This is a genomic window from Myceligenerans halotolerans (assembly GCF_054782975.1).
Genome location: NZ_BAAGRL010000006.1, coordinates 242,136 through 255,013, shown reverse-complemented (window position 1 = coordinate 255,013; position 12,878 = coordinate 242,136). Strand labels below are relative to the sequence as shown.

Here is a 12,878-nt window from a genome sequence, read left to right as displayed (position 1 = left end):
TTCGCTCACAGACGCCCCATCTCTCGAAACCACTTGACCGAGGCCAGCAACAGGAACACGGTCAGGCAAGCAGTGATCACCGTGTACACGGTGAAGAACACGATCGGCGCTCCCAGGAGGACGAAGACCCAGCAGAGCACGCCGTAATCGGTGGGAAGCATGAGCACCGGCCGCAGCCACGGCACGCGCCCCCCGGTCGCGGCCCGCGATTCGACGCCGCGCGCGCGGCGCAGTTGCTCCGTCAGGATCATCGCGAAGAACAGGGCGCTGCTCACGACGGCGGACACCAGCGGGACGAGCAACCATGCCTCCGGCACGACGTCGTACCGGTAGAAGCCGAGCCCGAGCGCCAGCGGCAGCGCCACCACTTTCACCGCGTCGACCACGTGGTCGAGCCACTCCCCCGCGGGGCTGCTGAGCCCGCTCAGCCGCGCCACCTGGCCGTCCGCGGAGTCCCAGGCGTACCCGAGCACGAGCAGCGCGGTCACGGCCGTCCCCTGCCCCCACGACGGCGGGAGGGCGACCAGCAGCCCGATCCCGGTGAAGGTGAACAGCGCGCTCACCGCGGTCACCGCGTTCGGCGTGAGGCCCGCCCGATAGGCACCGGCCGCGAGCACGCGCCCGATCTTCCGGTTCACGAACCGCGAGTACGCCGGCGCTCCCCTGGCCGCGCCCTTCTGCGCCGAGCTGAGCCGGGACAAGGTCTCCCGGAAACTCTCCCGCGGCCGCATCACAGCGGGCTTTCGCACGGACGCCGCGGAAGCACTCACCGTGTCACGCCCTCTCCGGCAGTGGCCTCCGTCGGAACCGCCCGACCAGGCCTCTCCCCGGAGCTACCGGCGTTCGTGGCGGCCAGAGGCACACCTCGGGTTCCGATCATCGCGCTGCGCGGGGGTCTGGTGAGCACGGTCTCCAGGGTAGGGCTCGTGACCCGGCTCGGCCATAACAAAAGCGGGTGAATCCGGCGTGAATTGCGCTCGAACACCACGCCTCGGTCGCCACGCCTCAGGCGGCCCGGCGCACCTGCTTCACAGCCCGGGCACCCGCCGGCGCCGCCGTCGGGCGAACGGGCGCGGCCCGGGCGTGTTCCGCGCGGCGAGGTCGTGGGCGAGCAGTTCGTAGCCGTCGACGACGACGTCCCAGTCGTAGTCCTTCGCCCGGCGCTCCAGCTCGCCGCCGCGCGACTCGGTATCGTCCGGGTTGGCCTCGGCCGTGAGGACCTGCTCCGCCAGTTCCACAGGCGTGCGGAAGTACCGCCCGGCGTCCCGCAGCACCTCGCGGTTGAACGGCACGTCGTACGCGACGGTGGCGGTGCCGCCGCCGATCGCCCGCAGCAGGGAGGGGTTGGTGCCGCCCACCGAGTGGCCGTGCAGGTAGGTGAACGCGTTGGCGTACAGCTGGTCGAGCAGTTCCTGGTCCCACACCCCGCCGAGCAGCCGCACCCGGGGGTCGCCGTCGGCGAGATCCTGGATGCGCTGCGTGTACTCCTCGGAGTAGGGCGCGGAGCCGACGACCACGAGCGGGAGCTCGGCGTCGTTCGCCACGTAGCCCTCGACGATGACGTCCACGTGGTTCTCCGGCTCGAAGCGCGCCACGACCAGGTGGTAGCCGCGCGGTTCCAGGCCCAGTTCCTCGAGGCGGTCGCTGCCGACCGCGGAGAGGTCCGGCGCGCCGTAGGTGATGAGGCGGCTGCCGACGTCGTACTCGGTGGCGTAGTAGTCGGCGATTCCCTGCGCGTCGGCGATCAGGGCGTCGGACAGGCGGACCGACGCCGTCTCCACCTCCCGGTAGTACCGCTTCCCGACCCGGCCCCACTTGGCCCGCCGCCATTCCAGCCCGTCGACGTGCATCGCGACCGGGATCCGGGCCGCGCGCAGCACGGGGAGCAGCGGGGCGTTGGCCGCGTTGAACACGATCGCGGCATCGGTCCGGTGCGCGACGAGGTGCCCGACCGACAAGGCGGTATGGCTCAGCGTCTCGAGCGAGCGGCGGCGCAGCGCCGGCAGCACGACACGCTCCATGCCCAGGTAGACCGGCGGGTCGGAGGCGTCCTGCTGCTCCGGCCGGCGGCAGTACACCCGCACGTGGTGACCGCGCGCCGCGAGGCGCGACCCGATCTCCTCGACGGCCGTCTCGAAACCCCCGTACCGCGCGGGCACACCTCGGGTTCCGATCATCGCGATACGCAGGGGTCTCATGGCCACGATCTCCAGAGTAGGGCTCGTGGCTCGGCTCGCACATCACGAATGCGGGTGAATCCGGCGGGACTTGACGTGGCAACACCCGGCGGATGCGGAAAGCACTGAGCGCCGGTCCCCTGCCGCCGATGGGCCTTCGGTGCGGCAGGGTGCCGGCGCTCAGCTGTCTGTGGGGCCGGCTCAGCCGGCCGGCCGGTCGCGCCAGGCGGGGGCGAGGCGGACGACGTCGCCGACGACGACGACCGCCGGCGGCTGGACGTCCGCCTCCGCGGCGCGCTCCGCGATGTCGGCGAGCGTGCCGACCGTGACCCGCTCGCGCGTGCCGTAGCCGTCCTCGACGATCGCCACCGGCGTGCCGGCCGGGCGTTCGGCCGTGGTCAGCGCTGCGGCGGTCTCCGCCAGCCGCGAGACGCCCATGAGCAGGATCAGGGTGTGGTCCGGGCCGCCGGTCACCGTGGCGGCGCGCTCGCCCGGCGCATCGCCGTCGTCGTCCCGGTGCCGTGGCAGCTGGAGGGCGTCGTGCCCGGTCAGGACGCTGAATCCGCGTGCGACGCCGCGGTGCGTGACCGGGATCCCGACAGCGGCCGGCACCGAGACGGCGCTCGTCACACCCGGGACCACCTCGGCCTCGATCCCGGCCTCGCGGCACGCGGCCAGCTCCTCGCCGCCGCGCCCGAGCACGTACGGGTCGCCACCCTTGAGCCGCACCACGTTCCGCCCGGCGGCGGCGTGCTGCACGAGGATGCGGTTGATCTCGTCCTGCGGCACGGGGTGGTTGCCGGCGGTCTTGCCGACCTCGACCACCTGCACGTCGGGCGCGAGCTCGTCGAGCAGTGACCGCGGCCCGAGCCGGTCGGCGACGACGACGTCCGCCTGCGCGAGCAGCGACCTCCCCCGGACGCTGATCAGGCCGGGATCTCCCGGCCCGCCACCGACGAGCGCGACCCACCCCGGCCGGACAGGGACGCTGACCCGGCCCTCGCCCCGATGGCGACGGATCGGGAGGGCGCCCGACTCGAGCTGCGCCTGGACCTCGGAGCGGATCGCCTTGGCGCGGCGCGGGTCACGGCCCGCGTGCACGGAGACCGTGATCTCCTCCGGTGCGAGACGGACCCGCGCGACGGCGGGCGTCCAGGCGGTGCCGGTCTCGGCGTCGCCGGCGGTGACGCAGAAGACCCGGAGGGTCTCGGCCTCGTCGGCCACCCGGCGGTCGACGGCCGCGTCGCCGGTCGCGGTGTGGACCAGCCAGGCCTCGTCCAGGTCGCCCGTGCGGTACTCCCGCCGCACCCACTCGACCCCGCCCGTGGCCACGTCGACACCGGACGTGTTCTCCGGCCGGTCACGTCCCGGCGCGCCACCTGGCGCGCCGTCGCCGATCAGCACCGCCAGGTCCTCGCAGACCGCCGGCGCGATCACCCGCACCCGCGCGCCGGCCTCGGCCAGCCCGCGCGCGCGACGCGCGGCCACCGGCCCGCCGCCGACCACGACGACGAGCCGGCCCGCCACGCGCAGCCCCAGCGGGTACAGCGAGTCCGGCGACCCGCCCTTCCGGCTCGGCCCGCCCGGCGCGGGAGTCTCAGCCATGGAGACCGCACTCCACCTTGTCGCGGCCGGCCCAGCGGCCCGAACGCTTGTCCGCGCCGTCCTCGACGCGCTGCGTGCAGGGAGCGCAGCCGATCGACGGGTAGCCGTCACCCAGCAGCGGGTTCACCACGAGGCCGTTGGCGACCGCGTACTCCTCGACCTGGTCGTCGGTCCAGCCGGCGAGCGGGTTGACCTTCACGACCTGGTTCTTCTCGTCCCAGGTGATCAGAGGCGCGTTCCGCCTCGTCGACGCCTCGCCCCGGCGCAGGCCCGTGGCCCACGCCTCGTAGTGACGCAGCGCCTGGCGCATCGGCGCCACCTTCCGCATGGCGCAGCACTTCTCGGGGTCGCGCTCGTACAGCCGCGGGCCGTACGCCTCGTCCTGCTCCGCCACGGTCCGCTCGGGCTTCACGTCCACGATGTTCACGTCCAGCGACAGCTCGGCCGCGTCCCGCGTGCCGATCGTCTCGGCGAAGTGGTAGCCGGTGTCGCCGAACAGCACGTCGACCCACGGCAACTGCTTGGAGACGAGGTGCGCCAGCACCGTGTCCTGCATCGACGACGCCACCGCCAGCCACGGCCCGAACTCCCGCACCGCCCAGGCGATGACGGCCTCCGCCGACGCCTCGCGCTGCGTGTCCGGTCCGCCGGGCAGCGACGTGCCGTGCAGCAGCGCCTGACCGCGTTCGACGACGTTCTTCAGTTCCTCCGGTGTCCGACGGCGCCGCACGCCTCCGGCCCGGATGTGGGCGTGCGCCTCGCGTGCGGCCGCACGGGCACGTTCCCGGGCCTGCGCCCGCGCCCGGATCTGCTCCAGTCGCGACATGCTGCCGCCGACGCTGGTAGCGGCGCCGTCCGCCACCGGCGTGATCACCGAGGTCGCCGCGGAGGAAGGCTCCTCGGAGCCGGCGGGCGCGCCCGCGACCGCCGTCGGACCGGAATGAGGACCGCTCATCGGAGTGCCTCCTCGTCCGCACGATGTGCCCACTGCGCGAAGGACTCGTCGTCCTCGCGCGCCTTCTCGAACTGGCGCGTGACGCGCTCCACGTAGTCCGCGATGCCGTCGGCGGTCACCTTGAGGCCGCGCACGGTCCGGCCGAGGCCGGCCTCGTCGCGCTCCTTCGAGGCGAGCCCGCCGCCCAGGTGCACCTGGTAGCCGGGTACCTGGTTGCCGTCGTCGTCCATCACGAGCTGGCCCTTGAGGCCGATGTCGGCCGTCTGGATCCGCGCGCACGAGTTCGGGCAGCCGTTGACGTTCAGGCTGATCGGCTTGAGGCGCGAGGTGTCGCCCAGTCGCTCCTCGAGCTGGTCGATGGCGGCGGCCGCGTTCTTCTTCGTCTCGACGATCGCGAGCTTGCAGTACTCGATGCCCGTGCAGGCGATGGTGCGGCGGCGGAACTCGCTCGGCCGCGTGTGCAGGCCGATCTCGCGGAGCTCCTTGGACAGAGCCTTGACCTCCTCGCCCGGCACGTCCAGCACCAGGAGCTTCTGGTGCGGGGTGAGCCGGACCCGCTCGCTGCCGTGCGCCTCGGCGAGGTCCGCGACGCGGGCGAGGATGTCACCCGACACCCGGCCCACCGTCGGCGCGACACCCACGAAGAACTTCCCGCCCTTCTGCGGATGCACGCCGACGTGGTCGTTGTCCGACGACGGCAGCGGGGGCTCGATCCCGTCCGGCAGCTCGTATCCGAGGTACTCGTCCTGCAGCACCTGGCGGAACTTCTCCGTGCCCCAGTCCTTGAGCAGGAACTTCAGGCGGGCCTTGTTGCGCAGCCGGCGGTAGCCGTAGTCGCGGAAGATCCGCACCACGCCGTGCCACACGTCCGGGGCCTGCTCCTCGGTGACGAAGACGCCGAGCCGCTCGGCAAGGCGCGGGGCGGTCGACAGGCCGCCGCCCACCCACAGGTCGTAGCCGATGCCGAGCTCCGGGTGATCGACGGCGACGAACGAGATGTCGTTGATCTCGTGCACCACGTCCTGGCTGGGGTGGCCGGTGATCGCGGACTTGAACTTGCGGGGCAGGTTCGCCAGCGAGGGGTCCCCGATGAACCGCTCCTGGATCTGCTCGATCACCGGCGTCGGGTCGATGAGCTCATCGGTCGCGATGCCCGCCACCGGGCTGCCCAGGATGACGCGCGGGCAGTCGCCGCACGCCTCCGTGGTGGACAGGCCCACCGATTCGAGGCGGCGCCAGATCTCGGGGACGTTCTCGACCTCGATCCAGTGCAGCTGGATGTTCTGCCGGTCGGTGATGTCGGCCGAGTCGCGGCCGAAGTCCTTGCTGATCTGCGCGATGGTGCGAAGCTGCCGGGTGCTGAGGGCGCCGCCGTCGACCCGCACCCGCAGCATGAAGTAGCGGTCCTCGAGCTCGTGCGGCTCCAGGGTGGCCGTCCTGCCGCCGTCGATCCCGGGCTTGCGCTGCGTGTACAGGCCCCACCAGCGGAACCGGCCGTGCAGGTCGTCGTCCGTGATGGCGTCGAAGCCCTCGCGGGCATAGACCTGCTCGATGCGTTCGCGGACCTGGAGCGGGGCCGACTCCTGCTTGAACTCCTCGTTGTGGTTCAGCGGGGTGGTGCCGTCGATCTTCCACTGGCCGTTGGGGCGGGCCTGGCGGGCCGGGCGGGCCTTGGGTGCCGTGTCCGATGCGGTCGGGCGCGCGGAGGCGTGCTCGGGTGCCTGAGTCATGTGAATGTGATCCTTGTCCGTCGTTCGCTGGTCGGTCGGGGCGGCGTACGACGGCAGGAAGATCAGCCGTCCCGAGAGGGGCGTCGATCGCCGGCGTACGCCAGGAGACACAGGCACATTCGCGTGCCACGCATCGCTTCAGGGCGCATCGACCGGATCACGTCACCGACAGTAACCACCCGGGATGGCGTTCGTAATCCCCTTCTCACATCGTGGATACCGATGTGAACCATCGATGTCGTCGATGTCTCGTGCGTCACACCCGCGACGGCGGGGATAGGCTGCCGAGCATGGAGTTTCTCTACGACGTCTTCGTGTTCGTGCACTTCGCGAGTTGGGCTCTCGTCTTCGGGGGCACGATCGCGTCCATGCGCGGCCAGGCGCTCTACAAGGCAGTCTCGCACGGAGCCTGGGGCGCGCTGGTGGCCGGCGTCATCATGGTGGGTATCGGCGAGATGGCGTCGGTCGGCGCGTTCGAGGGCGATGACACCTCGATGGCCAAGATCGGCGTGAAGCTGGTCGTCGCTCTCGCGGTCGCGGTCACCGCCCAGATCGCGGTGCGCAAGGGCGAGAACGTCTCCCAGGGCCTCAAGGGCGCGGTCCTGGGCCTGACCCTGCTCAACATCCTGGTCGCGGTCTTCTGGCACTGACGGGCGGTTGCCTGCGGCGCATGAGGTTGCTTACGCCTGAGCCGCGTCAGGCGTAAGCAACCTCATGCCCGGCCAACCTCGTTGCTCGCCGCGACCTGTCAGCAGGTCGCCAGCAGCATCGGGGTCAGGAGTTCGTTGAGGTCGTACTGCGGGGCCTCGCCGCTGAGGTCGCGGGAGTTGACACCGAGGGTGATCTGCCGCTCACCGTCGGGCGAGGACCAGTTGATGCTGAGCGTGCCGAACGCGCCGCCGTCGTGCCCGTACAGGTATTCGCCCTCGTTGCACGGGTCCGGCACGCGGTAGACACCCAGCCCGTACTCGAGGGCGCCGTCGAACAGGGCTCCGCGCGGTGTGAGCATGTCCTCGGTGGTCTCCGGCGAGACGAGCCGGCCCGAGAAGAGCGCCTCGTTCAGCCGGTTGAGGTCCCGCGTGGTGGCCGTGGCCGCGCCGGCGCCCGCGAACATCGTCGGGTCCCACTCGTCCAGCGACTCCCAGCCGGCCTCCTCGCCGAAGTACGCCGCGCCCACCATGACCGGGCCGCGCACGCCCGGCTCGGTCGGGTAGTCGGCCCGCCACATCCCGGCGGGCAGGAAGACACGCCACTTCAACAGCTTGTCGAGCGGCCACCCCGTCTCCTCCTCGAGCATGAGCCCGAGCAGGACGTAGCCCGCGTTCGAGTAGTTCCCGTCGGTGCCGGGCTCGAACTCCCACGGCGTGGAGTCGATGGTGGTCAGGTGGTCGTCGATCGTGTACCGCTGCTCGAGCGCGTCGGCGAAGTCCTCCCACGACTCGGGGTCGGCCATGCGGTCGACAACCATCTGCTGGATGTGCAGCGACGGCGCCCCGGAGCGGTGGCTCATCAGTTGCTCGACGGTCACGACACTTCCGACCTCGGCCGGCAGCACCCCGGGCAGTACCTCCTCGACCGTGGTGTCGAGCGTCCACGTGCCCCGCTCGACCTCCTGCATCGCCAGCGTGGCCACCATGGTCTTGGTGTTGCTCGCCACGCGGAACTCGTCATACGTCCTGGCGCTGCGGTGCCCGCCGAACTCTCGGAGCCCGGCGGCGCCGGCCCAGCGCACGCCCGGTGCCTCGACCCGGGCCGTGGCGCCCAGGGCGCCGTCGGCGACGACGGCCGCGACCGCGTCGTCGAGGGTGCCGGTGACGTCGTCCGACGCCGGACCGCCGGGCGCGGTGCTCCGGGTCTGCGGGCCGGCCGTCCGGGCGTCCTGGATCCGCTTCGCCTCGGCGACCGCCTCGCTGAGCTCGGCGACGAGCAGTTCCCGCGCGTCCGCCTCCCCTGGCTCCGGCGCGTGCGCCGCAGGCACCTCCCGTTCCGTGGCCGACGCGACGACCGACGACGCCGGTGCTGCCGCCGCCACGCCCCCGGCGGGGATCGCCATGGCGAGCAGAGCCCCGGCGAATACTCGTGCACCGCGTCCGGAGCGGAGCGTCTTTGCTGATCGGGTCATGTTTCCTCCTTCGCTCACGACCATCGTCACGGCGGGCGGCGGCGGGGCGGATCCGCCGCCGGGAGGACATCATCGGAGGAGATCGGCACGGGAAGTTCCTCCCACGGGAGGAGCGGCATCCACCTTTCGGCCGCGCCCAGGCCGGGAGCGGGCATCCGTCGCCGCGCGCCGTTCTCCTAGGCGCGCGGGGACAGGATCGCGCGGGCCATCTCCGAGCGGTAGCGCTCCACGCCGAAGCGTTCTTGGGCGTCCTTCCGGCCCGCCGCGGCGAGCGTGGCCGCCCGCTCCGGGTCGTCCAGCAGCTCCGCGACCGCCCCGGCCAGGGCGGCGGGGTCGCCGGGTGGGACGCTCAGCCCGGTCTCGCCGTCGCGCACGATCTCGGCCAGGCCCTGCGTCCGGCTCACCACGAGGGGGCGCTCGGCCCGCAGCGCCTGGACGGCGACGTTCCCGAACGGCTCGACGCGCGAGGGCACGACGACGACGACGGCCCGGGCGAACCACTCCCACGGGTCCGCGTACCCGACGAAGTCGACGGCGCCGGCGAGGTCGGGCAAGGATGCTCGCGCCCGCAGTTCGTCCTCGAACCACTCGTAGCCGTCGAACGCCGTGCCGCACAGCGTCAGGCGGACGTCGCGGCCGTCCTGCCGCAGCCGGCCGACGGCCTCCAGCGCCACGTCGGTGCCCTTGCGCGGGGACAACCGCCCGACGAGGACGACCCGGGCACTGCCCGGCGTCGACGCCGGACCCGGCCCCGGACCGCCGTCGGGCCCCGGGACGCCGTTGTAGATGATCCGCGTCCGCCGCCGGAGCGGCGGTACCGCGCCGACGACGACGTCGCGCGCCGTCTCCGAGTTCACCACCACGTCCCGGGCCAGCAGGAGCGGCGCGTTGAGGCCGATGCGCACGAGGAGTGGCGCGTCGGCCTCCGCCTCGTGCACGTGGCACACGGGCGCAACACCGGCGAACCGGGAGATTCCGAGCCACGCGGGGATGGTCACCGTGTTCACCACCACCACGTGTGGCCGGTGACGTCGGACGATGCCTACCATGCGCGGGGTCGCACGCACGGTGTGCAGGAACAGCCCGATGACCCCGCGAGGGTTCAGGTGGGCCTTGCGCAGCACCGGCATGTCGACGATCTCGACGCCGGCGCCCGCGTTCCGCAGCTCCTCGACGAGCGGCCCGTGCTGCGGAAGCGCGACGACGACTTTCGCTCCGGCCTCCCTGAGGGCTGTGGCGGTCTCGACCAGCTGCAGGTCGGACCCGTACAACTCGGCGGAGGCGTGGGCGAGAAGGACCGTCGTCATGGCTGAACTGTGCCATCCCGCCACCGGGGCGTGCCTGCCGGGGCGGGGGCGACGGGCCGGACGGGCCGCGACACGCCAATCACGAAACGCGGGATATCGGATGAAATCGCGGGTGAACTTGCGATGAACGACAGGCAAGAGTGCACTTTCCGATTTACCGTGATCTCGGCCCCGGTCTTCGTCGGGGTCCCCTACCTCGCTCGGAGAACCGTGACAGGCACCGATTTCAGACGAATCTGAGGGGAAATCGCGCGTGACGACAGAGGCCGTGATGGCCAAGGCCCCAGCCACGTCCGACGGCGGCACAGCGCCCCGCGACCAGACCACACCCAGCTCCGTCTCCGCCGCTCCGGACAGCGTCCGGTCCGGTCCCGTCCGGTGGCAGTCGCGCCATCGCGTGCTGGTCAGGGTGACGGACGCGCTGGTCGTGGCGGGCGCGTCCGTGGCGGCATACGCCAGCTATCTCGCGCGCCCGGCCGGCGAGGTCGATCCGATGGCGGTGCCGGTACTCCTGTCAGCGGCGGTCGCCTGGCTGCTCGCCCTGCGCGCGAGCAAGGCGTACGACTGGCACCTCTTCGGTGGCGGGATGACCGAGTACCGGCGGGTGTTCGGGGCCACCTGGAAGACGTTCAGCATCGTGGCGATCGTCGCCTGGCTCGCGACGATCTCCGGCGTCCGGGACGTGGTGCTCGTGGCGTTCCCGCTGGGTGTCGTGGGCCTGCTCGCTGCGCGGTTCGCCTGGCGCCGCCGCATCCTCCACCTGCGCGAGCGGCGCGCGGCCTGCATGACCGAGGTCGTCGCCGTCGGCCACCGGATCCAGGTGTCCCGGCTCGTCGCTACCTTGGCCGACGCACCCGACCACGGGTTCCGCGTCGTCGGCGCGTGCGTGCCCGCCGACGAGGCCGACGTCGGCGAGCTGATCGACGGCGTGCCGGTGCTCGGCGACCCGGACCGCGCCGGTGAGATCGCCGAGCGCGTCGGTGCGGGTGCCGTGGTCGTGAGCAGCTCGCACGAGATCACGGCCGACGTCGTCCGCCGCCTGGGCTGGGCCCTCGAGGCGCGCGGCATCGACCTGATGCTCACGACCGAGCTCGCCGACGTGGCCCTGCCGCGGATCAGCGTGTCGCCGGTCCCGGGGATGTCGCTGCTGCATGTGGACCTGCCGCGGTTCACCGGTCCCAAGTACGTCGTGAAGCAGGTGATGGACGGCTCGCTGGCGCTGGTGCTGACCGTGCTGGCGGCGCCGTTGATCGGGATCCTCGCGCTGGCCGTCGCCCTCACGAGCCGTGGTTCGCCCTTCTACGTCTCCGAGCGCGTGGGGCGGGACGGCCGCATCTTCTCCATGGTCAAGCTCCGCACGATGCGCAAGGACGCCGACCGCCTCCTCCCCGCCCTGTCCGCGGCGGACGACGGCGCGGGCCTGCTGTTCAAGCTGCGCGAGGACCCGCGCGTCACCGCGATCGGACGCGTGCTGCGGCGCTACTCGCTCGACGAGCTGCCGCAGCTCTTCAACGTCCTCGCGGGCCACATGAGCCTGGTCGGCCCGCGCCCGCCCCTGCCCCACGAGGCCGCCGAGTACGAGGAACGGATGCGCCGCCGCCTGCTGGTCAAGCCGGGAATGACGGGCCTGTGGCAGGTCCGCGGCAGGTCTGATCTGTCGTGGGACGAGACGGTGCGCTGCGATGTGTACTACGCCGAGAACTGGACGCCGCAGCTCGACCTGCTCATCCTCGCGGACACCGCGCGCGCGGTGATCAGCGCCAAGGGCGCCTACTGAGTTGCGTTCAACAGGGCCTTGCACCCACCTATCGGGGCTCGGAAGGTCTGCGCGGCCCTGTTGAACGCCCCTCAGCAGCGGTCAGGGCCGCTGTAGCCGCATCGGGATGTGCGGGATGCCGTCCTCGAGGAACTCCTCGCCGTAGGGCGCGAATCCGAACGTGGCGTACCAGCCCGCGAGCGGCGACTGCGCGTCGAGCACGGCGTCGCGGCTGTCACCCGTCGCGTCGACGTGCGCCAGCGCGGCGCACATGACGTCGTCGGCGAGACGCCTGCCACGCGCGGAGCGGTCCAGGCAGACGCGGCCGATCCGCCAGACATCGCCGTCGTCCAGGAGACGTGCGGCGCCGAGGACGCGGCGTCCGGCGTCGTCCGCGGAGCCGAGGAGCAGCACGTGCGACGTCGTCGGCTCCAGGTCCCGGCCGTCCAGGTCCGGGTACGGGCAGTCCTGCTCCACCACGAACACGTCCTGGCGCAGCCGCCAGAGGTCGTAGGCCACGGCGGGCTCCAGCTTGTCGAACGGGGCGACGAGGATCTCCATGCGCCCATTGTCCGCTGCCCGAACTCGCCGCACTGCTGAGACCGACGAACCGGTCCCGGGCCGCCGGAACGGTTGCGAAGACCGAGGACGCGACGCAGGAGCGCCCGCAGGGCTGAGCCCGGCGGCTCCGGAAAACACTGTCAGACGAGGAACAGGCCGATGATCCACGTCGTGGCCGCGGCGAGGGCGCCCAGGAGCTGGATGCCGATCGTCATCGCGCTCGCCTGCAGGGCGGCCACGGTGGCGCGCCACGCGGTCACCTTGTCCCGGCGCCGGATCAGCTCCACCACGAAGACCGCGGCGGCGAAGAACAGGAACAGGCCCACCACCGGCACCACGAAGAAGCCGACCACTCCAGCGATGCCGCCGATCACGATGGTCGACGTCGGCACCTCCGACCGCTTCATGTGCCCGCCGGCCACGATGTACTGCAGCACCTCGGCCACCACGAGCAGCACCGCCGCGATCGCGAAGATCGTCCATGCCACCGGGCCCCCCGTGAGGAACGCCCACACCAGGATCGAGGCACCGACCAGGATGCTCCCCGGCAGCACCGGGACGACGATCCCGATGAGCCCCACCAGGATCGCAAGCCCGACGAGAGTCTCAGTCATGCCATCGAAATTGACGTCCACGCTGCGGTACTTCCTGTCCGTCGGAAATGT

11 protein-coding genes are annotated in these 12,878 nt (G+C 71.9%); 2 read left to right on the top strand and 9 right to left on the bottom strand.

What is annotated here, in order from left to right; all coding sequences use genetic code 11:
• Nucleotides 1-5 precede the first annotated feature (5 nt).
• The 5 genes from ACYVK5_RS04400 to ACYVK5_RS04380 all read right to left on the bottom strand — a co-directional run bounded on the left by ACYVK5_RS04400 (nucleotide 6) and on the right by ACYVK5_RS04380 (nucleotide 6,467).
• Nucleotides 6-731, bottom strand: coding sequence for a CDP-alcohol phosphatidyltransferase family protein (locus ACYVK5_RS04400; protein WP_460702974.1), 726 nt, complete (start codon nucleotides 729-731; stop codon nucleotides 6-8).
• Between the two features lie 297 nt (nucleotides 732-1,028).
• A complete protein-coding gene (locus tag ACYVK5_RS04395; protein WP_460702972.1) occupies nucleotides 1,029-2,198 on the bottom strand; it encodes a DUF1972 domain-containing protein in 1,170 nt (389 codons plus the stop codon).
• A gap of 180 nt (nucleotides 2,199-2,378) precedes the next feature.
• Entirely contained in the window at nucleotides 2,379-3,782 is a 1,404-nt protein-coding gene (gene cobA / locus ACYVK5_RS04390) for a uroporphyrinogen-III C-methyltransferase (RefSeq protein WP_460702177.1), read from the bottom strand.
• Nucleotides 3,775-4,737 (bottom strand): phosphoadenylyl-sulfate reductase, encoded by a 963-nt coding sequence (locus tag ACYVK5_RS04385; protein WP_460702175.1) that lies wholly within the window; start codon nucleotides 4,735-4,737, stop codon nucleotides 3,775-3,777. The genes cobA and ACYVK5_RS04385 overlap by 8 nt, the downstream gene beginning before the upstream one ends.
• Nucleotides 4,734-6,467, bottom strand: a complete 1,734-nt coding sequence (locus ACYVK5_RS04380; protein WP_460702173.1) for a nitrite/sulfite reductase — start codon at nucleotides 6,465-6,467, stop codon at nucleotides 4,734-4,736. The genes ACYVK5_RS04385 and ACYVK5_RS04380 overlap by 4 nt, the downstream gene beginning before the upstream one ends.
• Before the next feature lie 290 nt (nucleotides 6,468-6,757).
• Here ACYVK5_RS04380 and ACYVK5_RS04375 point away from each other — a divergent pair, with 290 nt between their 5' ends.
• Nucleotides 6,758-7,117: a hypothetical protein gene (locus tag ACYVK5_RS04375; protein WP_460702171.1), complete on the top strand. Its 360-nt coding sequence runs from the start codon at nucleotides 6,758-6,760 to the stop codon at nucleotides 7,115-7,117.
• A 98-nt stretch (nucleotides 7,118-7,215) separates the two neighbouring features.
• Here the strand turns inward: ACYVK5_RS04375 and ACYVK5_RS04370 are convergent, their stop codons facing one another.
• On the bottom strand, nucleotides 7,216-8,589 hold the full coding sequence (locus ACYVK5_RS04370) for a serine hydrolase domain-containing protein (protein WP_460702169.1): 1,374 nt from the start codon (nucleotides 8,587-8,589) through the stop codon (nucleotides 7,216-7,218).
• Between the two features lie 176 nt (nucleotides 8,590-8,765).
• Entirely contained in the window at nucleotides 8,766-9,896 is a 1,131-nt protein-coding gene (locus ACYVK5_RS04365; RefSeq protein ID WP_460702167.1) for a glycosyltransferase family 4 protein, read from the bottom strand.
• 253 nt (nucleotides 9,897-10,149) lie between these two features.
• Between ACYVK5_RS04365 and ACYVK5_RS04360 the strand changes: the two genes are divergently transcribed.
• Nucleotides 10,150-11,673, top strand: a complete 1,524-nt coding sequence (locus tag ACYVK5_RS04360) for a sugar transferase (RefSeq protein WP_460702165.1) — start codon at nucleotides 10,150-10,152, stop codon at nucleotides 11,671-11,673.
• Nucleotides 11,674-11,754: 81 nt separating this feature from the next.
• On the opposite strand, the gene ACYVK5_RS04355 is transcribed toward ACYVK5_RS04360, so the two are convergent.
• Complete coding sequence (locus ACYVK5_RS04355) at nucleotides 11,755-12,213, bottom strand: GNAT family N-acetyltransferase (RefSeq protein WP_460702163.1); 459 nt, start codon at nucleotides 12,211-12,213, stop codon at nucleotides 11,755-11,757.
• Nucleotides 12,214-12,353: 140 nt separating this feature from the next.
• Nucleotides 12,354-12,827 carry a DUF456 domain-containing protein gene (locus tag ACYVK5_RS04350; protein WP_460702161.1) on the bottom strand — a complete coding sequence of 158 codons (474 nt, stop codon included), beginning with the start codon at nucleotides 12,825-12,827 and terminating at the stop codon, nucleotides 12,354-12,356.
• Nucleotides 12,828-12,878: the final 51 nt, after the last annotated feature.